The sequence below is a fragment of the Pseudomonas tensinigenes genome, from assembly GCF_014268445.2.
Taxonomy (GTDB): domain Bacteria; phylum Pseudomonadota; class Gammaproteobacteria; order Pseudomonadales; family Pseudomonadaceae; genus Aquipseudomonas; species Aquipseudomonas tensinigenes.
The window spans coordinates 3,770,842-3,795,871 of sequence record NZ_CP077089.1 but is presented as its reverse complement, the minus strand read 5'-3'; the positions used below and the strand labels follow the sequence as shown (position 1 = coordinate 3,795,871).

Sequence of the window (25,030 nt, the reverse complement as noted above, 5' to 3'; positions counted from 1 at the left end):
ACGAGGTGCAGAGGCAAATCTGGTGCGCGGCAGATTCTAGACTGTCAAAAGGCACTGGTGTGCTAATGGATGGCGGCGTGAAGGTATTTGAGGTTCCTGTTGTTTGCCGCAAGGAAGTTGGTGAATTCAAATGGGTGGTTACGGGTGATTATAGTTTTGGATTTGTTTTTTCCGGATCGTCAATTTCTGCTTTGAGTACGCACGCTATAGTCGTTGCAATGTCAAAAAATTTGGTAGAACGTCAAGGCGGCGAGCCAAGTATTTGTTTGGAGGATATAGCGAAGTTATTCCAGTTTGTTGGTGAGCGGCAAATTAAAGAAATCGGTGAGCGTCTTGGCGCTACTGAGCATCCTGGTAGCTGTCTTTTTGACTGCGTGATCTTTGGCATTTGCCCCAAAAAAAAGGCTCTGCTGGCTTTTGAAATCAAGACAAGTTTAGCTGCGGGTATAATTTCGGACATCGTTATTCACGAAGTAGGGCCTGGATTTTGTCTAGCAATTGGAAGCGGAGCGGAAACCTTTATTTCTTTGATGAAGGCTGGAGCCAAGCGGGTACCGCCTTTAACTGTTTTAAATAAAATGCTCGCAGAAGAGATTCGCTCAGATGTTGGCGGTTATTTGCAAGCGGGTTTTGTAGGTGATGATAGGTTTATGGTATGCCCGATCATAGATAAAAACAGCGAAAATACTCTCGTGGCGAGCTTTCTAGGAATAGAGACAGAATCGGTTCCAATCAAGGGATATAACATTGGTTATATGGCGGTAGGGCTGTAAATTTTAATCTGAAGCTTCGGGGCAAATACATCCGGTTTCCAATTTTCTGTGGGCATGACGGGTACCTATGCCGGAGCATACCCGGCCGGTGGTGGGTGGTGAGGGATCAGCTACAGTTGAAGTGTCATTTACAAGGAGTGGTTTAGATGGCTTGCCTAATTTGCAAAGAGCCCGCGGTAACTTACGAGTCAAGTGGCGACTGGCATGAGCGCAATTGCGTTGACTGCGGCCGATATCGGATTTCAAGAACACTGGTCGATTCTATGTCCGGGCTAAAGCAGTCGTTCGATGTGGAGCGCACTCGAGCCTGGGTAGCTATGAACAGGATTTCCGATCCTGCGCCGCTCTTGTCGACGTTTGATGTAAATAGGAACCAACTGATATCTACGCGATAATTTATTGCGTCATGCCGCTGCGAATAGAGCTTCGATGATCCGCTGCCCAGCGAGCGGCGGCACAGCGTTGCCGGTCATATGCATGGTCAGCTTGTGGTTGTCCGGGCGCAGCGTGTCCTTCGGAAAGGACTGGGCGGCCATGGCTTCGTCAGCGCTGATCATGCGCATCATGTCGCCGTCGACGATTGCCCAGCGATCCAGTGTGGTGATGGTGCCGATCGGGCGGTCAACACTGCGCCCGGTGAGGCCAGAGCCAGAGCCGTAATAGGGCATTACGAACCGGTCACCGAATCGCTCGCGACCATTCTTCACACAGGTCAGTGTTGACGCGGCGCGGCCTGGCTTGTTAATCGGTGACCACTTGCCGGCGTCGAAGTCGATAATGTTGCGGGCGGGCACGTGCTTGTACCGGGGGAGCTGCAAGTGCAACGGGGCCTTGCTGCGCGAGCACACCATGAACAATCGCAAGCGGTGCTGCGGTACGCCGAGATCGGCGCAGTCCACGATGTGCGGCGCCAGTGCGTAGCCCAGTCGCTGCATCGCGTCGGCCCACGCCGGATACAGAATCCAATCCATGAATTCCGTTACGTTCTCGATCACCGCAAACTCCGGCCGGTTGACCTCGGCGTTCTGCACTGGCGCCCATGCAGGCGAGCGTGAGTTGTCGTGCTGAGGGTTGCCGGCAGCCTTTCCCGCGCCTTCGTGTGCCCTTGGCAGCAGGGAGAGGCGAGCATGACGTCGTGCTTCGGCACGTTCGCCCAGTTCGCCTGGTGCAGATCCTGACAGGCGTGGATGGTCTCCGGGTTGTTGCGGGTGTGCCACTCGACCGCCTCGGGCCAATGGTTTGCAGCCCAGAGGACACTGAGCCCAGCGTCTTTGCCGCGGCGCGTCCATCCACCGAAACCAGAAAAAAAGTCAATCGCTGTAAGCATTACAGGCCTCCATTTCATTGCTACGAAGAGAGAATGATGTTGAAATGCTGGCATTGCTTTTGAGCGTTAGTAAAAGGAAAAACAGATGCCTCCTATACCGCCACCACCACCGTTGCCTCCTTCATCAGAGGCCCGCAGCGACTCAAGTTCTCTCATGAGCGGGCTGAGTGGGTTGCTCGCACTTACTCCTAACCCCGACGTAAAAAATCAATGGTTCAATGGGCAGGAAGTAAAGTTGGATGGATGGAATTTTATTTCATGTCGCTTCGATAATTGCCGGCTTTATTTGTCATCCACTGAGTTCTCATTGGAGAACTGTTTCCTTGATGATCGAACAGTAGTTACATACTCTGCTGATCTTATAGGTGTGGTGCGCTTATTTAATTTGCATAATGACTGGATTAAACGTCAGCATCCTTATTTTGCTCCGACGTATAATAGTGATGGCACTATTACAGTGAGCAAAAAATCTTGAGCATTAATGGAGGTATAAAAGCAGATATCTCGCTCGTACCACAAAAAAGTCAAATTTTTGTAGTGTTGTTTGCTGTTGCTTCAATCGGTTGCTTGGCGACGGGATTTGCGTTTATTTGGTTTGATAAAGCCAAATGGGAGCTGCCATTTTGGGCGGCAATCGCGACAGGATTAGTTGCATTTGTGTCTTGGTGTTTGTCGCATAAAAATTCTGATATGGCGGAAGGGCACGCGACTAAAATTACAATGAATGCACAGGAAATGTCTGTCATAGTCGATCCTCGTACTGTGATACCGAAGAACCTGATGCAGCATTTTTCAAATTTTCTGGTTTCTGTTTCAAATAGAGCACCACTTCCTCAATCCAGCGGAATGATTGATGAGTCCGGCAATGTGATTGACGGATCTGTCGGCGAAGCTGCAATCGCGATTAGGAATGCGAATGATCAGGCAACTCGGCAAACGGAGGATCTGGTGAGAATGTTCGGGGAGTTGCCTAAAGCTAATCCACTACCGACTAGTGCTGATGTACCCAGCCCAAATTTCACTGGAGAGGATCTCCAACAGCGCATTTTATCAGGAAGGGCCGATAATTAAATAAAGTTACTTATGACGCACGCTCCAGCGAGGGCTTTGTAAGGCCTTGAAAAAAGTGAACTGTAGGATGGACTGTGTCGACTAAAGATATTTGGGGCTCAATGTGTTTTTCGATAACGCCTCAAGCTGTCGTGACCACTTTTCCTTGATAACGATTTCCGGTCGCGACATGCTGGCGAAGCGTTCCGATTCGGCCGCCGGCGCTGCGGCCAGATTGATGATGAATGTCGACACCGTCTCCTGCCATTCCTCGAAGCTGTGGCGCTCGCCAAGGATCAGCAGGGCATCATCGAGCGCTTTCGAAACAATTAGCGAGCGCTTTTCGGCGCCGATCCGATCGAGCAGCGTCTTCTCCTTGGCTCGCTTGTCCTTCTGCAATTGGGCGTTGCTCTTGGCCATGGCCTACCTCTTCAATTCCGCTGGCCGGCAAGTCCAGCCAGGTCTGTCGTTTGCGTTGTTGGGGTCTGGAACGTCTCACGCTGCGACCTTCACCTGATGCCAGGCGCCGGCGGCGTAGAACAACTTCGCGGCTTCGGCTTCATCCATCGATATCTCATCCGGAACGGCGATCCAGCCTGACGCGACCAGATGGCTTGGGTTCGCGCTGTTGCGCAGTTCCAGGTAGTAATGCTCGATTGCGTCAGTCAGGCGCGCGACCTTGTAGATGCCTTCGGGCGAGATCTCCACCGACTTGATTTACTCGGCGCCGCGCTCGTCGCGACACATGGCGGCGATGTAGATCGTCCAGCGGTAGGAGAAGTCGAATATCGCGTTGGCGATCGCCAGACTGCGGATCTGCCGGCAGCTCTTCCAGTTCGCCATGATCTGGCTGCCGCTGGGGTCGATGTTCACCACCGCGACGTGGTTGGTGCGCAGCAACGCTCGGCAACTGCGTTCAGCCCGGACGAAACCGTTGTTCGGTTTGCGTTTCGATTTCATACCGAGTCCGCCATTTTGCGTAGAGCCTTTCGGTCGTCGGCCGATATCGGCTTCGGGCGCCGCTTGAGGACCGTTTCAGGGTCTATTTTCTTCGAGCGGGGCGGTGGCAGCGGATTGCGCGGCGGGCTTTTCAGTTGGTCGATCTGCCCGCCGCCGGCCAGATACTGCACGATTCGTTCAGCGATCGATTCGGCGTCCGGCCGGTGCTGCTCGACGAGGTTGAGGTGGTTGCTGATCATGCTCACCTCACTTGATTCGGATCGAACTGTCGCCGCGCTCCAAGTGCGCATAGGCCGGCTCTTCGATCAGTTCGTGTTCTGCGTCTTCGCCGGCGGCCATACGTTTACGCACGGCTTCGTTGTGCTCACGAATTTCCTTGAGCTTGGCGGCGATCGCGTTCTTGTCCGGTGCAATGCTGGTTTTCACGGATGTCAGCTCGTCGGGCACCGCGCCCTCGTTGTCGACAATCACTTTCTCTTTGCCCAGAGCCAGTGTGACAGTGAACAGCGGGCGCTTGATCGACTTGAGGTTGGCGGCTTCCATGTTCCGACGCAGGTAATCGCTGATCTGTGCAACGCTGTTGGCCTTGATTCGCTTGAGCTCGGTCAGCCGCTCAATCTCCGTCTCGATGGCCGTCACGTCGCTTTCGAGGTTGCGGCGCAGCATGACGATGTTGTCGGCCTTCACCTCGAACTCACCTTGGATCTCGTCCATCGCGTGCTGCAGGGCTTCTTTCAGGCCCTCGTCGTCGGTGTCTGCCATTCCCTGAAGTTCGGCAAGCTTGCCAGTCAGTGCATAGAGCTGAGTCATGCTGCATTCTCCCGTTCAGATGCTTCTTTGATTCGTTTCCACTCCAACGAGACGCGCTCAACGCCCTTTGTGTCTTTGCGGAGGGTCAGTTTGCGCACGGCAACGTCGTGGATTTTCTTCAGTTCCTGAGCCGACTGGGCGCCGCCCATTGTGTCGATGACAGACTTGATGTAATCCAAACGTTCCTGCTTCTGGCGATCTTCCTCTGCTACACGATCTTCGGCTTTGTTCAACGCCACCTCATCCCGAACCGTCTCGACATATGCGGCGTCATCGAACAACCCCATGTGGATGTCTGCGGCGAATCCGAGCGGCTGGAGGCATTTACCGATGGCATCTGTTAGCGACTTCTTTGCCGCCTCCCAGTCGGTGATTATCTTGCCTTGCTGCAGGAGAACGAACGGTGTGTGGCCGTAGTGCGTCACCGTGCATTTCTGTCCGCCTTCGCCCTGGTACCAAAGCTCAATTCTCACAGTGTGGACTTTCGCGTTGATCAGTGGCGCGGTCGGCCACTCCTTGGTCGGCGCTTGCAGGGGGCCACCTTCGTCGAATCGCTCTTCAAGGATGGTCCAGCCCCAGCCTTCACCGCATGGGCCGAACACTTCGGTGGCTTTGCGCATCAGGTAGGTCGGTTTGATGGCCGTACCTTTAAAACCGCCCATCCCTGTGAAGTTCTTGGTGGCACTTGGATCGGTCGTGTTGACCTGATCCCAGATCCGCGTATTCGTGGACATGAGGAATCCTTGCCGCGCTATGCGCAGCGATTGAATGCTTTGTTTATTGAGTGATGCGATCGGCGAGGGCGCTGAGCAGCATCAAGAAGGTGAAAACGCCGAGGGAAGAGAACGCGCCACGCCAGATGATCAGGCGGCGCGCCCATTGGCGAGCGGTCAAGGCCGAACCTTCACGCCAATTCGTTTGCCCTTCATGGACGGCGCAAGACGCTGCGGGAGATTTGCGACCAGGTCCTCACGCTTACGACCGATCACCTCGTTGAAGGGAAGGCCGAAACCGAGCAGGGCGATCTTGTGTTCGACGTCCTCGAGCTGCTCGTCTATCAGCGATTTAACCGGTGCCGTACTCATGCTTCCTCCTTGCGCCGCTGACAGGTGTCACGCAGCCGCTTGCAGTAGTGGTTGAACTCGTCGATCGAGATAGCGCCGTCGGTGAAGAGGCGGGTGATTAGCCCTTGAACCAGCAAGCTGATGTCTTCTTCGCCGGCGGGTGCCGACACACCATCAAGGGCTTGATCGATCAGGATATGAGGGCTCAAAACCCGCACTCCTGCTCGACCCGGTCGCTTTCGCGTTTGGCATCTCGGTATTCGTTGGCGTGTACCGCGACCAGGTCGCCGGCGAGAGACCGAACCATCTGCGGATCACCGCCGATGGCTTCGATGGCCCAGGTGTGCAAAATCCCACCGTCTGCGCGTCGTACCAGCTCAATCAAGATTTTCTCGATATACCGATCAGGATCAGGGTTCGCGGCCATGTGATCCGCCAGCGCCTCCGGTAAGTGGTCAGCGTTGACCAGGACCTTGCTTCGACCTACCGGATTTGGTGCCTCGATGTGGCGCCGATAAAGCAGATCGTCGACCGACTCGGTCAGCCATTCCTGACCTGCCTCCGTATCGAGAAAGTCGTCTTCCGGGATGGGCTTGCGTAGAGCTGACATGGTCGTCTCCAGAGTGGCGGGGTGTTGATCCAACAAAACTCGAATGCACTCATCCGCACCGCTGGTTGCCGTTGGGCGCGGAGGAGAGTGCATTCGGGTGTTGTCGAACGATTTGCAAAGCGGCGAGTTGAATTTTTTGATTTCACTGCCGATAAAGCGCAGAACTTCTAAGGATGAATTCCCATGCGTGTTATTTCGAAGACTGTCTGTCTAGTTGCTTTGGTCGCGCTCAGTAATTTGGGGCAGGCCCAAGCGGATACCGAGGATCACGACATTGCTATAACCATGGTGGCTATGGGGCGTATGTGTGCAGAACAAGAGCCCGGAATGAATTACTCGCTGCAGAACATCTTCTCCCTTCCAGATATAGCGGCAAATGCAGAACTGAAGAAGGAGATTCTTGCAGTTGATACCAATCCGGCATTTCAGGATGAAATAAAGGCAGTTCAAGTGCAGGCCGCAGGGGATCCGTCGGCAGCAAAACATTTCTGCCCGAGCTATGCGCCGAAACCTAGCAAGTAATCTGTCCCAGGCCCGCTACTGGCGACGGCCTGGGTTTGTAGCATCAGATTGTCGACGTGCGTAGAGGTGGCCTACCTCATTCGGCCGATGCGCGGTGACATCGACGGCCTACTGTCCGCTGCCTGTATGAGTGATGGGCGCCGGCCTTCAGGCTTGCCGCGCCGCGCAGGTGAATCGCTCACTTTTACATGGCTGCCATTCCTCTGATTGAAGGCAACTGCCGAGCATTCCTCGGTAGTTGGTTTCGATGCAGGTGGGCGGTTATAGGCCGCAGTTTCGTCCGCATCGGGGTGTGATCTGGCCGGGGCTCAACCGGCATTCGGCGGAAGGTGTAGCCCTGTAGGCAACCGGTTGGCACATCCGCTGCCCGAGACTTAGCCTCAGATCACACCTCGATGCGCTTTCATAGAGAGGGTCGGGCACTTAACGACAGGCTGTCGTAGCGCCTGTTTTTACAGGGGCAGGCTCCCTGTTTCCTGGCTTTCCACAGTCAAGGGAAACCCATATGCTCCGCATTCCACAGTCGAAACAAGGAATGTCGTTATGGCGGAATATTTGGTTAGGGTCGAGTTGTTCAGAGCAGAGGGTGATGAATACAGAGAGCTCCACGAGAAGATGGAGCTGCTCGGACTGAAGAGGACGGTCACCTACGGAGATGGTAGTGTCCGGAGGCTGCCAATCGGGACCTACTTCGGATCAAGCAATCTTGACTTGAATGAAGTTCGAGACCGGGTCAAAACTATCTCGACCCCCCTGTCGCCGCCTAATGGCCCCTCTATAATTGTTGCAGAGTCTAAAAATTGGGCGGCATTTCTACCTCTCGCCTAAGGCTGGCCCTCCAGCGGTGCATGGTCCTTTTGGGGAGCACTCAATAGCGTGCAACCTAAGCACACCAATCGCTACTTTAAAGGCGGCATCGAAAGCGATGCCGCTATCCCTCGCGATCTCTTGAACAATCTCCTCAATTTTTTTCTTTTGGGTTTCGTTCATCGCTTTACTCCGGTTGTTTTCCCAATGCACCCGTCACCAGGTGCATCAGTGAAAAATTCCGTGTTTCTCCGCACCCGCTTACCAGGTCATTCACTCAGTTCGGTCAACACCTCGTCCGCCGTCGCAGTGGGCTGGCGCACTTTGCTGGCTAGTTGCTACTCTGCGATATGGCCACGGAGTGGGGTTTCATATGGACGCCGATAAGCCGCAGCGGCTGAAGCTCAAAAAGAAGTCCAGCGAGAGCAAGCCAGCGGTGCATGTGCCGGGGCAGGGGTTCAGCGAGGAGTCAGAGAAGTTCTTTTCTGATCTAGCCTCGCGCAAGGCTGTCGAGGTCGACATAGATGTTCTTTTCGATCAGTCATACAAGGCTGATCATGAACTCGACGATGTAACCCGAGAGCTCCGATCCGAATTCGCTCTGCTCAACAAAATTATTGAGCTTCAAGAAGTCGCCAAGCAGAAGGGCACGAAGCTGAGCCGCAAGGCCGCGAAAGCGGCGATTAAAGAGGCGAAAAAGGCCAGCAAGGCAGCCAATAAGCCCAAGACAGTTTCCCCAGCAAAGCGAACGAAGCCCTCTACAACCGAGCCTGAGTCAAAATGGCTTCGGAAGATATGTTGGCGGTGTGGTAGCAAATTCTCAGTTCACGTGGACTGGGAACGCCCCCCAAGTCTTTGCCCTGCATGTACGAAAGACATTAACGAAACCTATCTCCCTACCGCTCCGGATCGATCTAGGCCCGTTGGATGGGTCCACATCGTTAGTGGTGGAGCGCCAGGCATGGGCAAGCGTCGATAACTACTGTCCAGTAGGCTTCCGAAAGCGCCCGATGCAGGCGCTGACGTGAAAATTTCTGGAGCTGCCGGTTACCCGCTACTGGCGTCGGTCACCGGCTCATTCAAGTTGTTCCTCCAGCCGCGGGCCTTTCGGCTTGTTCTCCCGCTGGATAACTGCTTTTGACGTTTTACGCTGCACGCCCGGGTCAGTTGCCAACCCTCTGAACCGTTGAGGCCGGTTCATCGCTGCCTTCGTATCTGGGCCGGTGGTGATCCGGCAAGGTGAATCGGGAGATCTAAAGAGCGGCGGGTCTCTTGAGGCCCTTCGCAGTGGTTGTGTGTCGCTGCGACAGGCTTAAATTAACCGCCGGTTTTATTGTCGTCAATACCGGCGGTTAATTTATTTTGCGTAAGGATTGGTTATGCTTTGTCTTTACTGGACGGATATACAGCTATCAGGAGTGAAGTAGATGGCAATGGCGCAACAACAAAACAGGCTCGAAAGTGGTGGCATGTCAGGCCTGGAGCGACTTGAACTACGTGTCTCGTCAATGATCAATCACCCAGTCGCGCAGATTCAGCGCTGGGTGACGATCCATCGGCTGGACACGGATGGGCAGAGGGAGTGGGAGGAGGTGATGGGACTGCTGTCCGAGACGGGTTGTATAGACATGACGTTCAATGATGATGAGTCGGTAACACTGAGGTGGGAAGTGATCGACAACAAAGATCGGCCAGGAGAAATGGTAGAAGCGGAGCTGGAGTCGGCACCTTTCTGATGCACATAAAAAGCCCGCCTATTTGGCGGGCACTTGAAGTCCTATGGCTTACTAGACCGAATTGTCACTCACCAGTTTCAGGAAGCTCTTTTGTCTCAAACTGGAGTGCAGCGGTTCTAAAATCCTGATGGGCCGTTGACATTTTTAAAACAGTATTTGAGTATCTTTTCTCTAATTCTGCCTTTGCTTCGGCAGAAAGACTCTGGTCTTTCAAAGCCTTTCTTTGATACTTCAAATCGCTCTCATATGCTGAAAGGAAATCTGTCAATTTAGGGTCCTGCTCAACTTTTCGTTGGAGCCTGTAAATTCCAGCCGCGATAAATGGGCTCAAGATTCCAGCGATAATAGGTACTATTGTCTTAACTTCGGGCGTCAAATCTGCAGTAAAAAGAGCAGAGACAGAAACAATTAAACCGGTAATCGTTGCGGTTAGCCCCGTGCGGCTATTGGAGGAAGGACGTTCGATGTCACTCATGGCTCGCGCTCCGCTGTCCAACTCCGAGGTCTATTTCCCGAATTGACCCGTCCTTTTTCCTCTGTATTTTGAAACGACTGGTAACCACGCCATTTCGTTTATAGGTCACGTAAATATCTTCAATGGAAAAGTATTTGTGGTAAATATATCTTACCGACAATCGACCTATTCGAAATGCGAATGGCGTAAGCATAATCATGAACAGGTACACCATCGCCAATGCTATATCGTGCTGGCTCCAAGCGGACATTGATCACCCCCGTTACTATTTAAGGAAAATCAATCCTCAACCTTTATTATAGCACGGTCGATAGTGGATCGCGTTGGTCTAGAGGTGGTCGTAGTTTCAATAGTAATATTGTAGTTATCATCTTTTTGAAATGTTGCTTGGTTGCTATTGACCTTGTCAAGAAAAGTCTTATCCTTCACTGTGACTGCAAATTCAGAACCATCATGTTTTCGAATTCTCCAACCTTTCGCGGACTCAAAGTTAATCTGGGCAAACGACGCTCTGACAATTTCAGTTTCAACAGAAATTTCTTCAAGCGTGCCCTTTGGAAGGCGCGAAAAGTCATCAATGGCAGACTCTTTAATAGAGATCACCGTTTTCTCTTCGTTTCCTTTTACTTTGAATTGAGCGTCTTTTTTTCCAGTGAGCGGCGCTTGAATAACCTTATGTAATGCATCACGTATTTTGCTGTTTGTGATTAGTTTGGCTATCCTTTTATCCGCTCTAACTAGGCCGTCAGCAGTCATTATGTCGGCGGTCTCACTATCACCTTCAATAGTAACTGAGGTGATTTTCTTGCCTTTGATTTGTTGAACAAGCTCAATCAGCGAGCCACCTACAAATGCTGCTGCTGGCGTTGCGAAGCCTAGTATCCCTAATACTTTTAGAGCGGTTGCTGGATCTGCCAAAAGTGCGAATACAACTTCTACTGATCCTTCTTGGGCCGGCGTGGTTACTTTCAAAGTGACGTCAGCTGAACCATTACTAATGATGCTAGCGGTTTCCTCGATGAGGTTGTGCATGCCCAAAATCGCTTCGCCAAGATCTTTTGCGTTTATCTCGTGTCGAGCTAGTGCGCTCTCTTTGGCATCGTAAGATACAATGAATTTCTCTTCCGAATACTCTTGCTTTTTAGGGCGACTAACTACTTTTTCTTCGGCCATTTCCTATTCCCCTAAGGCAGCCTTCCAATTGGCAGGCCAAATTTTATGAGCAGCTCATTATGTGTTGTGCGTGTATCGTTTTATAACTAATGTATTTGGGTAAAACGTTATTTCGGTTCGTTTAGGTATGTTTTCATACCAATTGAGCATTCCAAACTAGCAACACACGCGCCTGAATGAATGTCTCATCCGCTCGGATCGTTTGCGGTGGATGCCGATCGTTGTCGGAAATCATCCTGATCTGTTCATCGCCCAGCCACTGTAGGCGCTTGATATAGAGATGACCTTCCCAGGAGAACATGTAGATCCCATCCCCAACAAATTCCCGAATGCTGATGTCGACAAGGAGCGGATCTCGATGCTTGATCGTCGGCGCCATCGATTGGCCCCAACCCGTCACCATCTTCAGATGGAAATGTTCTTTGAACTCGACTCCCATCTCCCGCAAATGTTGAGGGCTTACCCGAACATCCTGCAGCATCTCGGGATAGTCGTGCGGGATCTGGCCGCCGCCCATCGCAGCGCGGACGTCGTAGTGCGCGATCCACACTTCATCACCCACAACTCCTGGCCGGTAATAGTCAATCTCGATGGCGCCCCCGGCATCATCCGCTTCAGCGGCTGCCATCAATCTTCGTCTGGCTGTATCGGTAAGCCCTTTGCCCTGCTTATCGAGCATCTGGCGGACCATATCAGCGGCTGAAAGCGTCGAAGCCGATGGAGCTTCGGCCACACTTGTCATCCCGCTGATCTCGCGCGCAAGTCGCTTACTGAAGCGCTCGACTGGAATGCCAAGCAAGCGCGATAGAACCGACGCGAACTTGGCGTTCAGAGGATTCGTTCCGTTCAGGTACATCGCTACCGCAGCGGCCGATATATCAGCCTCCGCCGCAAGGCTCGCCTGGGTCAATCCGAGTGCGTTTTTTTTCGACACGAAAAGCGCCTTAGCGGCGTCGCACTCAGCTTTCAGTTCTGGGGACAACTCTTTCTTTCTGCTCATCCGTGAAATTTAACCGCTGGTTAATTTTATTGCGGCAACCGCCGGTATTGCCAGAAAACTAACCGGCGGTTAATATTGGGTTTGACAAAGTTTGCTGAGGCAACGACATGAAAAAGACGCCACTGCCAGAACTGGTTGAGCGAATTGGTCAGTCCGCTGTCGCCAAGGGCCTTGGCGTAAGCGCTCCAGCCATTTCCAAAGCCTTGAAGGCGGCCAGGGAAATCCTAGTCATTGAGCATGAGGACGGAAAGTTGACAGCGGAAGAGGTCCGTCCATTTCCGTGCCAGCTGCCGGTTCAGAGAACCGCCGCCTGACATCTCTTTCCGCCAATTCGTTGAAGCCAGATTAGAAGAGAGCAGTCCCCATGGAAACGTCGAACTTGCGACACGAAACACGCGATGCGGTCTTGGTCGCTATTGCGCGCGACATGATCGCTCGGACGAGCATGAGTCAGGACGGCTTTGCGGAGCAGCTCAACCATCAGCTCTTTGTTCGTGCGCCAGAGCGCTGCAAGGAAAAGGGCTTTCCTGATCTTCAGGGGATGACCAAGACCGCAGATATGCAGGCATACGGCCGCGCCTACAAGGCTTGGAGCAAGCGCGTTGAGCGGTGGCTCGATGACAGCGGCGACCGCATCGAAATCCCTTCGTGGATTGAAGAGTCGTGGGTTGCCGCGCTCGACCAGCCTTGGCGCGACCGCGCACTTATTGAGCTGTCGAGCCGCTACGGCCTTCTCGCAGTCAAGCAGATCGGCTCAGGCATCGACGACGCCTTGCAGGTGTTCGCCGGTATTTCGACGAGCTTCGGTCACGTCGCCGGCCTTGGCGGGAAAGTCTTCGCCGATGGCGTGTTTGACCAGAAAGACCATGTCTACGCCGAATCCTTCGAATCCTTCTGCCGCTCTCTTGCTGCGCACGCTGTCGCGATGGCGGATCGAGCGGCGCTTGTCGCTTCGAAGATTCACTAAATCACAGACACAAAAAAGCCAGGTTCGTGGCCTGGCTAATTTGCAAAACTAGAGAGGCTAGATTATGCAGAGCCAACCCAATTCGAGCAATACCCCAACCAGTGTCGCGACACGTTTTCAGAATTCGAAAAACGTGTCGCGCATATATTTCTTTGCTCCTAGCGTCAGGAACACCTGACATGCAGTTCACCGTAACCATCAATCAGGTTAAGGCCTTGGAGTGGGGGCTGAACTCTCAGCAGGCCCTGCTGTTCGCTTTCGTCTACGGCTGCCCGAGCTGGACCAAGCCAATCAAGACTGACGACGGGATCTTCTTCGCGCTGAGCAAGGCCAAGATCATCGAGGAGCTGCCGCTGCTCACCGACAAGCCGGACACTGCTTATCGCATGCTGAAGGCCCTAGAAGAGGCCGGTCTGATTGAGCTTTCCATCACTTCGAACATCACGCTGTTCCGTCTGACTAAGAAGGCGATTGAGTGGAATCCGGATCGCATGGGGCACTTCAGTGCATATCAGCCGCCGGTGCAGCCACCTCGCCGTCGAACGAAGAAGAAGCCCATCCCTTCGGGTTTGCGTGCTCGCGTATTTGCTCGGGATGACCACGTCTGCCTGCGCTGCGGTTGCGCTGTTCTACTCCGCTTGAGGGCTGACCACATCATTCCCGAGAGCCAGGGTGGCGAAGCATCCATGGAAAATCTTCAAACCCTGTGCATGTCTTGCAATAGCTGGAAGGGTGTCCAGACCATCGATTTTCGCGGTATCACCGGAGGTACCGCATGAGCATGGGCCTCATGGTCGCCGCGATGAAACTTCGCGTCGGCAATCCACTTCGCAAGCTGGTGCTCATCAAGCTGGCAGACAATGCCAGTGACATGGGGGAGTGCTGGCCGTCCTACCAACATATCGCCGATCAGTGCGAGATCAGCAAGCGTTCCGTTATGAACCACATCACCGCGCTGTGTGAGTCAGGGCTGCTGCGCAAGGAAATCAGGAAGGGTGGGCCAAAGGGCAATTCGTCGAATGTTTACTTCCTAACCCTTGATGGTGGTGCACCTCCTGCACCAGGGGTAGTGCAGCAGATTCACCAGGGTGGTGCAGCAGGTTCACCCCCTAGTGAATCTCCTGCACTAGGGGGTAGTGAAGGAGCTGCACCCAGAACCAGTCACTCTTCTGAACCAGTCAATGAACCGGTCATTGAACCAATTGCACCCCCGGCTTCCGCCGAGGTTGTGCCGGCTCTGCCCCGCAATCTGGTTCTGGTGGTTGATCGCACCGATACGCCACGGGTCGAGATCCCCGCCGACATGCCAGGCCCAAAAGACCAGTCCTGCAAAACCTTCAAGGTCTGGGCGAACTATGCCATGGCCTACCGCAAGCGCTACAGCACCTGGCCGGTGTGGAACGCCAAGGTCGGTGGCCAACTCGGTCAACTGGTCGACCGCCTCGGCGCCGATGTCGCTCACCACGTCGCTGCACACTTCCTGAAAACCGCCGATGCCGCCGTGCTGCGGAAGTGCCACAGCCTCAACGAACTGCTGGCGAACGCCGAGAGCTACCACACCCAGTGGGTGACCGGTCAGCGCATCAATGGGACGACTGCCCGCCAGATGGAACGCACCGAGGCGAACGTCTCCGCCGCCGAGCAGGCCGCTCAAATGGTCTTGGCTAAGCGCCAAGCGGGAGAGCGCAATGAGTACCTTTGAAATGAACGATCAACAGGTTGCCGGACTGGCTGCTGCGATCTGCGCCACTGCCGAGGCAATGGGTCAGGAAATGAACCCAGGCACTGCGGCGATCATGGCCGAAGATCTCTGTGCTTACCCGGTGCAGGTGGTGAAGGCCGCGCTGAAGGCTTGCCGCTTCGAAGTCAAGGGCAAGTTGGCCATGGCTGACATCCTCCAGCGAGTTCAGGTTGCAGATGGCCGCCCGGGCAAGGACGAAGCTTGGTCAATCGCCATGACTACGAACGACGAGTTCGAAACCGTGGTGCTGACCGATGAAATCCTGCTCGCGCTGGCAGCCGCGAAACCTGTACTCGACGCCGGCGACAAGGTCGGTGCGCGCATGGCGTTCAACAGCGCTTACGAGCGTTTGGTGGGCCAGGCTCGTGAGGACAACAAACACGTCAATTGGCACGTGTCAGTCGGTTTCGACGCCAACCGCCGCACCCAGGCGATCACGAAGGCCGTACAGATGCAACGGATCCCACATGAGCGCGGGCAGTTGTACCTGGCCGACTTGAGTGTCGCGCCAGTTACCGAAGACGGCCGGGCCGTCGTTGCGCTGCTCACCGGTGATGTAACCCGACCTTCGCCAAAACTGCGCGAGAAGCTCGCCGCGGTGAAGGATTCGATGCTCGCCATGCGCCATGCATCAGCCGAGGAAAAAACAGAAATGCGAATTCAGGCAGCCAATGAGCTGGCGGATCGCCGTGCGCTGCTCATTCAGCAGGCCGAACAATTGGAAGCAAGGAGAGCGGCTCAATGACCATCGACAAACAAAAACTCCAGAAGCTGCTGTGGGCCGAGGCGGCGTCGTACCGTACCGATTGTGCAGACTGGAAGCGCAACACCGAGGCGCTGCAAGACTTTCTCGGGGAGAAAACAGTGGAAGAGGTGGCGCTGGAGTTGCTGGCCGAGAACGAGCGACTGACACAGCAACTCGGCGAGCTGATCAACGGATTGCCGAACAATGTGGCCACCCATGGCTGACAAAATCTCAGTGAACTGTCAGGCGAAACTCTCCGAGGCCATCACGAAGCTTAGCGCCATGTACCGCGACAAGAAGTTCGTCGTCGTATCGCTGCGCCCGGGAAAGGACCGCACGCTCGACCAAAACCGGCTGTGGTTCGCGATGTACAAGCGCATTGCCGAGATGACCCAAATCGGCGACGAGGCTGATGCCCGCCGGTACTGCAAATTGCACGTCGGCGTGCAGATCCTGCTGAATGAGGATGCCGGGTTTCAGACCGAGTGGTACCGCGTCATGCGCCACCTCCCGTACGAGACGAAGCTGGCCATGATGGGCGGCTGCAAACTCTTCGGCCCGGACGGGTTCCCGGTGACCAGCCTGTTCAATCGCGCTCAGGGCGCGGCGTACACTGACCGCATCGTCGCGCGGTTCGCACAGCAGGGCGTGTACTTCGATGATCTGCTGAGCCAGGAGGCTGCATGACGATTGAAAGGAAGCAGCCGCGCCCGAAAAAGTGCTCAGTCAAAACCTGCAGGGCCTCATTCGTCCCGAAGGTGAGCTTTCAGTCTTGGTGCTCGCCGGACTGCGCCGTTGTCATCGCGCGGGACAAGCGGGAGAAGAAGCGCAAGTCGCTGGCGAGCATCGAGCGCCGAGAGATCAAGGTACGCAAGGAGAAGCTGAAGAGCAGGGCGGATCACCTGCGCGAAGCCCAGGCGACATTCAACGAGTGGGTTCGCCTGCGTGACGCCGATCTCCCTTGTATCAGTTGCGGTCGGCACCACGAAGGCCAATACCACGCAGGGCACTACCGATCCGTAGGAGCGAACCCTGAGTTGCGATTCGAGCCGCTCAATGTCTGGAAGCAGTGCGCCCCATGCAACACGTACCTGTCAGGCAATTTGGTGAATTACCGAATCTCACTCCTACAGGGAATCGGCGCCGAGAAAGTCGAATGGCTCGAAGGGCCTCATGAGCCCCGCAAGTACACCGTCGAAGAAATCAGAACCATCAAGGCCGAATACCGAGCCAAGGCAAGAGAGTTGAAAAAAGGGGAAGCCGCATGAAGCTGATCAACGCAAGACAGGTGTGGACTGAAGCGCAGCACGAATCGAACGCGTCGATCAGCGCTGCAGCGATTGATCGGGCAGCAACTGCGCCAGTGAAGAGTGGTTCACGGATGCGCCGGCATGAAGCCGTATTCGCCGCGATCGGTGACGACAAGGAAGAGAGGATCCAGGTAGTGCGCCAGAAGATCAGCATCAGTGAGACGCGCCGTACGCCGGTTGGTCGATCGACTGCTCGCGCCGCGCACCTCGCCACGATCGGCAAGGTGCTGCGCGCGATCGACACACTGCCGTTCCAGGTGCAGCAGTTCGGTCACTACCTGTACCACCCGTGCATGACGATGGTTCACGTACTCAACGCCGAGAAGCTGATCTGGAACGATGTGGACTTTTCCGCGCTGACGGATGCCAAGGCTGCGAAAGCTCATTGCATGATCAGCATCGCTCTGCAGTCGTACAAGATTGAGGCTCATGGTGGGGAGCAGTGGGGGCCGGCTCGGGTCGCTGAGGGAATGCTCAAACTTTACGGTGTGCGCATCGAGCCGAAAGTTTGGGATCGCGACTGGAAGGATGTCTGGAATTTCCTGCGTGAAGCTATTTCAGAAGTGGATGTTCAGGCTTTGCAGCCTGTATGGCAGGTCATCTTTGATGAAAATTCTGAAGATGCGGCATAAAGTTATTGCCATGTTGGGATTTGTGATGTAATTTTCCCATAGTGCACAAGTAACGCGAAACGCACACGAAACCGAACCCGGCCAAGCGCCGGGTTTTTTCTTCTGCACGCTTGAATTTTAGACAAATTGACTTTTTGCCATTATTTTGGCACTATCTGTTCACGTACTAGCTTGACTTGTTGGCTGGTCAAAAGAGCATCTGCTGGTGCTGCGGTTTTTACGCCGTTAACGATGGTAGTCGGCATTTTGGGATTTCTGGTAGTCGCAGCTACCAGCTGGCTTAAGAACAAAATGTTGTTGAAAAAAGAAGTAGTGACTACTGGAGGAAATGGTATGGAAGAACAGAATGTGAAATGTGTTGACTTGGCGGTTGTGGAAACGGTTCAAATATTGAGCGCCGGCTTGTTGGTCAACGGTGTAACCGCAGTGACAATTCGGGCGTAAGCCCACCCGCTTTAGCGGGACGCAGCGTTAAAGCGCTGCACTATTTCAGAAGCCCGGCCGCCGCGCCGGGTTTTTTATTGCCTGAAATTTACCTATAACCAGGACAGCCCTTGGGAAGGCCTGGACGTCGATAGCCGAATAGTGCGACGTACGGAATCAACACCGGCAGCCCCGCACTCTGACCTCACATGCTTGCAGAGTGGCGCGAGACTGGGTCAGCGAGATCGATGCAATAGGGCGTCGACGTTGAGAAGGCCTTCGGCAGACAGCTCGGAAAGACGAGCGCACCTATTCAGGGCCTCTGCACTTGCAGGGGCTTTTTTCGTTTTCGGCTCCCCACACCCATTGCTCCGAGCTGGGAGTGCAGCGGGGCCGACCTATTCACATGCACCCACGGAGTCGAGCGCATGGAGTTATTGCAGCGCCTGCTCGACAAGATCGACAGGTTTGAATTGCTGATCGCAGGACTGGTGGGCGCAGTCGTCGCAAGCTGGTGGCACAAAGACGATCTGGCCGACTGGCGTGCTTGGATGATCTTTCTGGTCACCGGCATTGCCTGCTCGTTGTATCTGACGAGCATGGTCAGCACCTATCTGGGTGTGACCGAGCCGAAGATCGTCGCGGGCATTGGCTTCTTGTTGGGCACCTTCGGCGGATCGCTGCTCGCAGCCATCAACCGAGCCATCAAAGCCGCTGACCTCTGGGCGCTCATTCGCCAGCGGTTCGGGGGAGGTAATCCACCATGAATCTTGAACTGATCAACTCCATCGCCTGCGGCTTGATTGCCTTGTGGGCGACCTGGTGTGTTCTGAGCGGTCGAGTAAGGGACGGCGTCATCGGCAAGTTGATCTATTCGGCTGTTGCCATCAGCGGTTTCGTTGTGATGAGCCGCGAGCAGAATATTTTCATGATGGGGCCGACCACTGCCGGGATCACGCTTCACGTCTCGCTGGCCCTGGCGGGTATGCGCCACATCTTCATGGTCATCTGGTGGCAGCGGGTTAAAGCCTGGCTGTGCCGGACGCTGAACTGTGAGCACTGCATGCGGTGTGACAAGGCGCCTGGTGGCATTGAGCGCCGGGGTAAGTAATCCGCGCCACGTTTTCGAATGCGCCAAATCGTGGCGCGAGGTTGGAGGTGGATATGGGCATCAGGAAGACGTTGATCCACTTCAATGACATCACGCTGACCTTGTCTGTGGATGACCTGAGGGCTGCGCTGATCGCGAAGTATGGTGCTGCTGCTGTTGAGGTACTGGTCGACGGCGTGATCCTTCAGAGCGCCACCTATTCTGCTTACTGCTCGGACGATGGTGTGAAGTTCGCTTTTGCTCAGCCGCTGGAAGGACACAACACGTGAGAAACGTCACCCGACTGCGCTAAGCGCTACCGATTGGCCAGGACATCAGTAAGGCCCTGACTGATCTGGATAGCGCCATCGCCAACACAAACGACGCTGCGAAGGCTGCCGGGCAGGAGCTAGTTGTGGCGTGGCTACATTGGCAGGCGCAAAGCGCGACCGTGCGGATGATAGAAAAATAGTTGTTTTTTTAAAAGTTAACGGCGTTGAATGTTTAGTTCTCGTCATTCGATGATGTACTATTGCCATCACAGAAATCATAGGAGTGAGCGAGCCTGGCAGAACACGACCTGCACCGCGGCACCTGTTACAACGGTGATCGGGAACTACGCCCCAGTAACCATTAACCAGACCAACGTCAGCAAATGTGAAAACCAGGTAGGGGATTCGATTTCCCCTAGCGAAAACAAAAGAATTACATCACCTACTAAAGCCCCTGGAGGGAAGAAGATGAAAAAACGCACCCAAGGTATCAAATCGAAGTTTAGAAATGTAACCGCAGGCGTTGTGATGCTGGGATCGCTACTGGATGGTTATGGCGTACATTCCGCTCAATCCTATGATTTTTGATTTAGACCTTATCTTTTCTCGCTGAAATCTAGCGAGATTTTCAAAGCACAGCACCGGGGTATGACCATGCGCAGGCCATACCCTCCAACGGCAATGCTGGAGCTATCCGAAATATCCGATTTCGGCATTCGGCTGGCTCCCGCCCCTCAAGTGTGGGAATGGCTCCAAGCGGAGATCCTTGCCGACACCGGAAGCATTCACAACGCAGACCACGCCCATCTGATCGATGCTGACATTTGTGTGTTGTGGGCGTCTGCTGCCTTTACGAAAAAGGGGCGCACGGTCGTCGGCCAAGCCGAACAGGTGGCGTTCCGCGCCGGCGTTTGGCAGAAAGCCCGGATGGAACAACAGATACAAGATGGGTTCGGCGACGTGCCGGCCTACATCATCACGCTGGCTGCCGACTACTGCGCCCAGTGCTCTGATGCTGACTTCTGCGCGCTGGTCGAACATGAGCTGTATCACATCGCCCAAGCGAAGGATCAGTACGGCGCACCCAAGTTCACCCAGGAAGGCTTACCCAAGCTTGAGATGCGCGGACACGACATTGAAGAGTTCGTCGGTGTGGTGCGTCGCTATGGGGCGAGCCCTCAAGTGCAAGAGCTGGTGGACGCTGCAAACAATCCTGCCGAGGTGGGGGAAATGAACATATCGAGGGCCTGCGGAACCTGTCTGCTCAAGTCGGCCTGATCCTTGACAGGACCTTGACGGAATAAACCCATATGGCAGCCCTGAAAGATGAGGTGAAGCGCTTCATTGTGCAGGCGTTGGCCTGTTTTGATACGCCGACTCAGGTAGTGCAGGCGGTCAAGGAAACTTTTGGTGTCGAGGTGTCTCGCCAGCAGTGCGAGCAGTACGACCCAACTAAGCATGCCGGCCGTGACCTTGGCGTGAAGTGGAAAGCGGTGTTTGAAGATACCCGCAAGCGCTTCCGCGAAGAGACGGCCGAGATCCCGATCGCCAACAGAGCGTTCCGACTCCGGGCCATGAACCGATTCGTGGAACGGGCCGAGACGATGAAGAACATCGGCCTCGCGATGCAGATCCTCGAGCAGGCGGCCAAGGAAGTGGGAGACGTCTACGTCAACCGCAACCGGAAGGACGAGCCCGACGATGAGCCGGCAATCCCGACGCGCATCCAGGTCGACGTAGTGGATGCGAGGAAGCCGAATGCCGAGCCTTAACGTTCCGCAATCGCAGTTCCTCCTGTTACCCCACAAGTTTCGCGCATTCGTTGCTGGCTTCGGCTCCGGGAAGACCTGGGTCGGATGCTCAGCGCTCAGTAAGCATTTCATGGAGTGGCCGGGCGTCAACGCTGGTTACTTCGCACCGACTTACCCGCAGATTCGAGACATCTTCTATCCCACGATGGAGGAGGTTGCCCACGAGTGGGGGCTGAAGACCAAGATCAACCAGGCGAACCATGAGGTTCACATTTACAGCGGCCGGCAGTATCGCGGCACTGTGATTTGCCGATCCATGGAGAAGCCGCAAACCATCGTCGGCTTCAAGATCGGTCACGCATTGGTCGATGAGCTGGACGTGCTGACGTCGATCAAGGCGCAGCAGGCTTGGCGCAAGATTATTGCCAGGATGCGTTACAACCTGCCCGGGCTGAAAAACGGCGTGGACGTAACCACGACGCCGGAAGGCTTCAAGTTCGTCTTTCTCCAGTTCGTGAAGCAGTTGCGCGACAAGCCGGCGCTGAAGGAAATGTATGGGCTGATCCAGGCTAGCACCTTCGACAACGAGCTGAACCTGCCTGACGACTACATCGCCTCGCTGATGGAGTCGTACCCCGAGCAATTGATTCGTGCGTACCTGAACGGACAGTTCGTCAACCTGACGTCCGGGTCGATCTATCACGCCTACGACCGCAAGCTGAATCAGTGCTTCGACACTGTGCAGCCCGGTGAGCCGCTGTTCATCGGCATGGACTTCAACGTCGGCAAGATGGCGGCGATCACCCACGTCAAACGTGACCAGGGCCTGCCGCGGGCCGTGGACGAGCTGATGGATGGCTACGACACCCCGGACATGATCCGCCGCATTAAAGAACGGTACTGGGAACACACCGGCAACGACTACAAGAAGACCTGCGAGATCCGGATCTACCCGGACGCCTCCGGTGATTCACGTAAGTCGGTCAATGCCAGTCTCACCGATATCGCCATGCTCAAGCAGGCGGGCTTCACGGTCATCGCGCCGGCGGCCAACCCACCGGTGAAAGATCGGATCAACGCCATGAACGCCATGTTCTGCAACGCGCAGGGCGAGCGGCGTTACCTGGTGAACCCGTTTACATGCCCGACCTACGCCGATGGCCTGGAACAGCAGATCTGGGCGCCGAACGGCGAGCCAGACAAGAGCCAAGGAAACGACCACGCCAACGACGGCGGCGGTTACTTCATTCACCGCGAGTACCCGATTATCAAACCGGTCACCGCTATCAAAATGGGATACGCCCGATGAGCAACGACGTCTCCTTCAAGCGGGCGGACTACATCGAAGTGCTAGATCGCTGGGCAACCGTGCGCGACGTTTGCGCCGGTCAGCACAGGGTTGTTGACCGGCTGCCGTACATCAACGCTCATGACAAGTCGCCGGAGAACGTAGATCGAAACAAGGCCTATCGCGAACGGGCGGTGTTCAAGAATGCCACCGGTCACACGCGCAATGGCTTGCTCGGTTTGGCGTTTCACAAAGACCCAACGTTGACCGTCGCGAAGAAGATGGAATACCTGCAGGACAACGCCAACGGCTCAGGGGTGAGCATTTACCAGCACTCGCAAGGCACGCTGGAAAAGGTGCTTGAGGCTGGACGGCATGGTCTGTACGTCGATTACCACCAGGACGCCGGAACCGGTGGCCACTCCGTGATCCTGTCGTACTGCGCCGAAGACATCATCAACTGGCGCACAGGCATGGTAAACGGTCACAGCGTGCTGACCCTGGTGGTGCTGCGCGAGTCGCCGGAGATCGAAGACGGCTTCGGTTTCAAGGTGGTAGAGCAATACCGGGAATTGGCGCTCGAGGATGATGGCTTTGTCTGCCGCGTTTGGCGTCGATCCGGGCCGAAAGGTGGCGGGCCGCTGGCCGTTGTTCAGGAATTCAAACCCACCGGCGCCGCCGGCCGCTTGAAGGAGATCCCGTTCACCTTCGTCGGCGCGCAGAACAACGATCCGAGTATCGATGAGTCGCCGCTGTACGACATTGCAATGATCAACCTGGGGCACTACCGGAACAGCGCCGACTACGAAGATAGCGTCTTCTGGTGTGGCCAGGCTCAGCCATGGATTTCCGGTCTGGATGAACAGTGGCGCGACTGGATGGAGAAGAACGGCGTCTACGTCGGCTCCCGCGCACCGATGATGCTGCCTACCGGTGGCCAGTTCGGGTATGCCCAGCCACTGCCGAACACGCTGGTGAAGGAGGCCATGGCTGACAAGAACCAGATGATGATCGAGCTGGGCGCCCGCATGGTCGTAGCCTCTCTCTCGTCCAAGACGGCGACCGAAGCGCGTGGTGATCAATCTGCATCGACGTCGGTGCTCGCCGGCTGCGTGGCCAACGTCAGCGAGGCATACACCAGGGCGATTATGTGGTGCTGCACCTACATGGGCGTCGACGACGCAAAGGTTGCCTACCAGATCAACCAGGAATTCGTGGAGCTGACGGCAGATCCGCAAATGATCACCGCGCTGGTCGGACTCTGGCAAAACGGTGGATTCGCCAAAGCGGATCTTCGGGCATACCTGCGCAAGTTGGGCTTGATTGCGCCTGAGCGTACAGACCAGCAGATCGATGGCGAGCTTGCAGAGCAGGGCGACGGCTTGGGCCTGGACGATGAGGACAAAGTAGATGGCGGCAAACCAAGCAATCCTTGACGCTACGATTCGGCACGCTGTCTTCCTCGAGAAGCTGAAGGCCGGGGAGGTCGGCAAGTTCGCCCCGTTCCTGAAGGAGATCGACCGCTCGATACGCGACCGGCTCACTCAATCGGATCTGACCGAGTACAACGTGAAGCGGCTGGAGGCGCTGCTGAAAGAGGTCGACAGTCTGCTACTGGGCATCTTCGACCGCTACAGCGCGCAACTGAACCTGGACCTGATCGATATCGCCAACTATGAGGCCGAGTTTGAGGCGTCTAGCCTGGCCCGGTCGGCGCCGGTTGGTGTCTCGTTGGATGTGGTCGCGCCAACGGCAGCGGCTATCCGCACGGCGGTGCTGACCAATCCTCTCAGTGTGCGCGGCACCGGCGGCGGTAAGCTGCTGAAGTCGTTCATCAAGGGGTGGACCAGTGCCGAGCGCGAGCGCGTCACCGGCACGATCCGGCAGGGCTTCTTCGAAGGACAAACGAACTTCCAGATCATCCGCAACATCCGCGGTACGAAGTCGGCCGGCTACAAGAACGGCATTCTCGCCACCACCAACCGCAATGCCAGCACGGTGGTGCACACAGCGATTCAGCATGTGTCGTCACAGGCGCGAATGGAGGTGGCCAAGGCCAACACGGACATCGTGTCCGAGGTTGAGATGGTAGCCACGCTGGACAGCAAGACCAGCCAGCAGTGTCGATCGATGGATAAGCGACGGTTTCCGGTCGACTCAGGCCCGCGGCCACCGTTTCACCCGAATTGCCGAACCACGTTTGTCTTGCTGACAAAGCTCAGTGAGATGTTCGCCAAAGGCGCTACTCGGGCTTCGGCAGGCGCAGATGGAGCAGGGCAGGTCAGTGCGAGCCTCGACTATTACCATTGGCTTCAACAGCAGCCGGCGTCGTTTCAGGACGTGGCAATCGGCCCTGTGCGTGCGAAGTTGTTCCGCGAGGGTGGGTTGTCCGTCGAACGGTTTGCAGAGTTACAGCTTGATCGCAACTTCGCGCCGCTGACTTTGGTGCAGATGAAAGGTTTGGAGCCATTGGCCTTTGAACGGGCAGGCATTTCATAGCCTGC

Annotated in this window: 35 protein-coding genes and 3 pseudogenes; 26 read left to right on the top strand and 12 right to left on the bottom strand. The window is 55.3% G+C overall.

The features are described from left to right. Positions 1-65: 65 nt before the first annotated feature. On the top strand, positions 66-773 hold the full coding sequence (locus tag HU718_RS16735; protein WP_186615648.1) for a hypothetical protein: 708 nt from the start codon (positions 66-68) through the stop codon (positions 771-773). A gap of 404 nt (positions 774-1,177) precedes the next feature. Here HU718_RS16735 and HU718_RS16730 read toward each other — a convergent pair. Next, a pseudogene (locus HU718_RS16730) lies at positions 1,178-2,100 on the bottom strand (DNA cytosine methyltransferase). A gap of 85 nt (positions 2,101-2,185) precedes the next feature. Between HU718_RS16730 and HU718_RS16725 the strand changes: the two are divergent. Next, positions 2,186-2,575, top strand: coding sequence for a hypothetical protein (locus HU718_RS16725; protein ID WP_186615646.1), 390 nt, complete (start codon positions 2,186-2,188; stop codon positions 2,573-2,575). Continuing rightward, on the top strand, positions 2,572-3,171 hold the full coding sequence (locus HU718_RS16720; protein ID WP_186615644.1) for a hypothetical protein: 600 nt from the start codon (positions 2,572-2,574) through the stop codon (positions 3,169-3,171). Before HU718_RS16725 ends, HU718_RS16720 begins: the two co-directional genes overlap by 4 nt. An 81-nt stretch (positions 3,172-3,252) precedes the next feature. Here HU718_RS16720 and HU718_RS16715 read toward each other — a convergent pair whose 3' ends face one another. The 8 genes and pseudogenes from HU718_RS16715 to HU718_RS16680 form a co-directional block, all read right to left on the bottom strand. After that, positions 3,253-3,570 carry a hypothetical protein gene (locus HU718_RS16715; RefSeq protein ID WP_186615642.1) on the bottom strand — a complete coding sequence of 106 codons (318 nt, stop codon included), beginning with the start codon at positions 3,568-3,570 and terminating at the stop codon, positions 3,253-3,255. A 75-nt stretch (positions 3,571-3,645) separates the two neighbouring features. Further along, a pseudogene (locus HU718_RS16710) lies at positions 3,646-4,110 on the bottom strand (hypothetical protein). After that, positions 4,107-4,349 (bottom strand): hypothetical protein, encoded by a 243-nt coding sequence (locus HU718_RS16705; RefSeq protein ID WP_186615640.1) that lies wholly within the window; start codon positions 4,347-4,349, stop codon positions 4,107-4,109. The pseudogene HU718_RS16710 and the gene HU718_RS16705 overlap by 4 nt, the downstream one beginning before the upstream one ends. Positions 4,350-4,356: 7 nt before the next feature. Beyond that, positions 4,357-4,920, bottom strand: a complete 564-nt coding sequence (locus HU718_RS16700; protein ID WP_186615638.1) for a siphovirus Gp157 family protein — start codon at positions 4,918-4,920, stop codon at positions 4,357-4,359. Beyond that, a complete protein-coding gene (locus HU718_RS16695; protein WP_186615637.1) occupies positions 4,917-5,654 on the bottom strand; it encodes a hypothetical protein in 738 nt (245 codons plus the stop codon). Before HU718_RS16695 ends, HU718_RS16700 begins: the two co-directional genes overlap by 4 nt. A 156-nt stretch (positions 5,655-5,810) precedes the next feature. Further along, positions 5,811-6,005 (bottom strand): hypothetical protein, encoded by a 195-nt coding sequence (locus HU718_RS16690; RefSeq protein WP_186615635.1) that lies wholly within the window; start codon positions 6,003-6,005, stop codon positions 5,811-5,813. Next, positions 6,002-6,193, bottom strand: coding sequence for a hypothetical protein (locus HU718_RS16685; RefSeq protein WP_186615633.1), 192 nt, complete (start codon positions 6,191-6,193; stop codon positions 6,002-6,004). Before HU718_RS16685 ends, HU718_RS16690 begins: the two co-directional genes overlap by 4 nt. Further along, the gene (locus HU718_RS16680; protein ID WP_186615631.1) at positions 6,190-6,594 is read right to left on the bottom strand and encodes a hypothetical protein; all 405 of its coding nucleotides are present in this window, start codon (positions 6,592-6,594) and stop codon (positions 6,190-6,192) included. The genes HU718_RS16685 and HU718_RS16680 overlap by 4 nt, the downstream gene beginning before the upstream one ends. Before the next feature lie 183 nt (positions 6,595-6,777). Between HU718_RS16680 and HU718_RS16675 the strand changes: the two genes are divergently transcribed. The 4 genes from HU718_RS16675 (at position 6,778) to HU718_RS16660 (ending at position 9,659) form a co-directional block, all read left to right on the top strand. Further along, positions 6,778-7,116: a hypothetical protein gene (locus tag HU718_RS16675; RefSeq protein ID WP_186615629.1), complete on the top strand. Its 339-nt coding sequence runs from the start codon at positions 6,778-6,780 to the stop codon at positions 7,114-7,116. A 543-nt stretch (positions 7,117-7,659) separates the two neighbouring features. After that, a complete protein-coding gene (locus HU718_RS16670; protein WP_186615627.1) occupies positions 7,660-7,944 on the top strand; it encodes a hypothetical protein in 285 nt (94 codons plus the stop codon). A 352-nt stretch (positions 7,945-8,296) separates the two neighbouring features. Beyond that, positions 8,297-8,902: a hypothetical protein gene (locus HU718_RS16665; RefSeq protein WP_186615625.1), complete on the top strand. Its 606-nt coding sequence runs from the start codon at positions 8,297-8,299 to the stop codon at positions 8,900-8,902. 448 nt (positions 8,903-9,350) lie between these two features. Beyond that, positions 9,351-9,659: a DUF1654 domain-containing protein gene (locus tag HU718_RS16660; protein WP_186615624.1), complete on the top strand. Its 309-nt coding sequence runs from the start codon at positions 9,351-9,353 to the stop codon at positions 9,657-9,659. 64 nt (positions 9,660-9,723) lie between these two features. Here HU718_RS16660 and HU718_RS16655 read toward each other — a convergent pair whose 3' ends face one another. The 3 genes from HU718_RS16655 to HU718_RS16645 all read right to left on the bottom strand — a co-directional run bounded on the left by HU718_RS16655 (position 9,724) and on the right by HU718_RS16645 (position 12,307). Then, positions 9,724-10,134: a DUF2189 domain-containing protein gene (locus tag HU718_RS16655; protein WP_186615621.1), complete on the bottom strand. Its 411-nt coding sequence runs from the start codon at positions 10,132-10,134 to the stop codon at positions 9,724-9,726. A gap of 279 nt (positions 10,135-10,413) precedes the next feature. Beyond that, positions 10,414-11,307 (bottom strand): LAPAL motif-containing putative phage structural protein, encoded by an 894-nt coding sequence (locus HU718_RS16650; protein ID WP_186615619.1) that lies wholly within the window; start codon positions 11,305-11,307, stop codon positions 10,414-10,416. 133 nt (positions 11,308-11,440) lie between these two features. Beyond that, positions 11,441-12,307 carry a S24 family peptidase gene (locus tag HU718_RS16645; protein WP_186615617.1) on the bottom strand — a complete coding sequence of 289 codons (867 nt, stop codon included), beginning with the start codon at positions 12,305-12,307 and terminating at the stop codon, positions 11,441-11,443. 107 nt (positions 12,308-12,414) lie between these two features. Between HU718_RS16645 and HU718_RS16640 the strand changes: the two genes are divergently transcribed. The 19 genes and pseudogenes from HU718_RS16640 (at position 12,415) to HU718_RS16555 (ending at position 25,025) form a co-directional block, all read left to right on the top strand. Beyond that, positions 12,415-12,621, top strand: coding sequence for a Cro/CI family transcriptional regulator (locus HU718_RS16640; protein ID WP_007965032.1), 207 nt, complete (start codon positions 12,415-12,417; stop codon positions 12,619-12,621). Between the two features lie 50 nt (positions 12,622-12,671). Then, positions 12,672-13,274, top strand: a complete 603-nt coding sequence (locus HU718_RS16635; protein WP_186615615.1) for a DUF8585 domain-containing protein — start codon at positions 12,672-12,674, stop codon at positions 13,272-13,274. Between the two features lie 179 nt (positions 13,275-13,453). Continuing rightward, positions 13,454-13,763: pseudogene (locus tag HU718_RS29655) on the top strand (phage replication protein); the annotation flags it as partial. 2 nt (positions 13,764-13,765) lie between these two features. Beyond that, a complete protein-coding gene (locus HU718_RS29650) occupies positions 13,766-14,053 on the top strand; it encodes an HNH endonuclease (protein WP_225936868.1) in 288 nt (95 codons plus the stop codon). Beyond that, the gene (locus tag HU718_RS16625) at positions 14,050-14,976 is read left to right on the top strand and encodes a helix-turn-helix domain-containing protein (RefSeq protein ID WP_186615611.1); all 927 of its coding nucleotides are present in this window, start codon (positions 14,050-14,052) and stop codon (positions 14,974-14,976) included. Before HU718_RS29650 ends, HU718_RS16625 begins: the two co-directional genes overlap by 4 nt. Further along, positions 14,963-15,760, top strand: coding sequence for a hypothetical protein (locus HU718_RS16620; RefSeq protein WP_186615609.1), 798 nt, complete (start codon positions 14,963-14,965; stop codon positions 15,758-15,760). The genes HU718_RS16625 and HU718_RS16620 overlap by 14 nt, the downstream gene beginning before the upstream one ends. Then, the gene (locus tag HU718_RS16615; protein ID WP_186615607.1) at positions 15,757-15,984 is read left to right on the top strand and encodes a hypothetical protein; all 228 of its coding nucleotides are present in this window, start codon (positions 15,757-15,759) and stop codon (positions 15,982-15,984) included. The genes HU718_RS16620 and HU718_RS16615 overlap by 4 nt, the downstream gene beginning before the upstream one ends. Next, positions 15,977-16,447 (top strand): hypothetical protein, encoded by a 471-nt coding sequence (locus tag HU718_RS16610; protein ID WP_186615605.1) that lies wholly within the window; start codon positions 15,977-15,979, stop codon positions 16,445-16,447. The genes HU718_RS16615 and HU718_RS16610 overlap by 8 nt, the downstream gene beginning before the upstream one ends. Then, entirely contained in the window at positions 16,444-17,028 is a 585-nt protein-coding gene (locus HU718_RS16605) for a recombination protein NinG (RefSeq protein ID WP_186615603.1), read from the top strand. Before HU718_RS16610 ends, HU718_RS16605 begins: the two co-directional genes overlap by 4 nt. Further along, the gene (locus HU718_RS16600; protein WP_186615601.1) at positions 17,025-17,702 is read left to right on the top strand and encodes a bacteriophage antitermination protein Q; all 678 of its coding nucleotides are present in this window, start codon (positions 17,025-17,027) and stop codon (positions 17,700-17,702) included. The genes HU718_RS16605 and HU718_RS16600 overlap by 4 nt, the downstream gene beginning before the upstream one ends. A gap of 171 nt (positions 17,703-17,873) precedes the next feature. Further along, complete coding sequence (locus HU718_RS16595; RefSeq protein ID WP_186615600.1) at positions 17,874-18,146, top strand: hypothetical protein; 273 nt, start codon at positions 17,874-17,876, stop codon at positions 18,144-18,146. Positions 18,147-18,553: 407 nt separating this feature from the next. After that, positions 18,554-18,892, top strand: a complete 339-nt coding sequence (locus HU718_RS16590) for an MFS transporter (RefSeq protein WP_097090027.1) — start codon at positions 18,554-18,556, stop codon at positions 18,890-18,892. Next, entirely contained in the window at positions 18,889-19,236 is a 348-nt protein-coding gene (locus HU718_RS16585; protein WP_034152701.1) for a hypothetical protein, read from the top strand. The genes HU718_RS16590 and HU718_RS16585 overlap by 4 nt, the downstream gene beginning before the upstream one ends. A gap of 53 nt (positions 19,237-19,289) precedes the next feature. Further along, a complete protein-coding gene (locus HU718_RS16580) occupies positions 19,290-19,505 on the top strand; it encodes a hypothetical protein (protein WP_186615598.1) in 216 nt (71 codons plus the stop codon). Positions 19,506-20,141: 636 nt separating this feature from the next. Then, a complete protein-coding gene (locus HU718_RS16575) occupies positions 20,142-20,765 on the top strand; it encodes a putative metallopeptidase (RefSeq protein ID WP_186615595.1) in 624 nt (207 codons plus the stop codon). Positions 20,766-20,797: 32 nt separating this feature from the next. After that, on the top strand, positions 20,798-21,259 hold the full coding sequence (locus tag HU718_RS16570) for a DUF2280 domain-containing protein (protein ID WP_095111689.1): 462 nt from the start codon (positions 20,798-20,800) through the stop codon (positions 21,257-21,259). Further along, a complete protein-coding gene (locus tag HU718_RS16565; protein ID WP_186615593.1) occupies positions 21,246-22,547 on the top strand; it encodes a terminase large subunit domain-containing protein in 1,302 nt (433 codons plus the stop codon). The genes HU718_RS16570 and HU718_RS16565 overlap by 14 nt, the downstream gene beginning before the upstream one ends. Further along, positions 22,544-23,962 carry a DUF4055 domain-containing protein gene (locus HU718_RS16560; protein ID WP_186615592.1) on the top strand — a complete coding sequence of 473 codons (1,419 nt, stop codon included), beginning with the start codon at positions 22,544-22,546 and terminating at the stop codon, positions 23,960-23,962. The genes HU718_RS16565 and HU718_RS16560 overlap by 4 nt, the downstream gene beginning before the upstream one ends. Then, positions 23,937-25,025, top strand: a complete 1,089-nt coding sequence (locus tag HU718_RS16555) for a minor capsid protein (RefSeq protein ID WP_186615590.1) — start codon at positions 23,937-23,939, stop codon at positions 25,023-25,025. The genes HU718_RS16560 and HU718_RS16555 overlap by 26 nt, the downstream gene beginning before the upstream one ends. Positions 25,026-25,030: the final 5 nt, after the last annotated feature.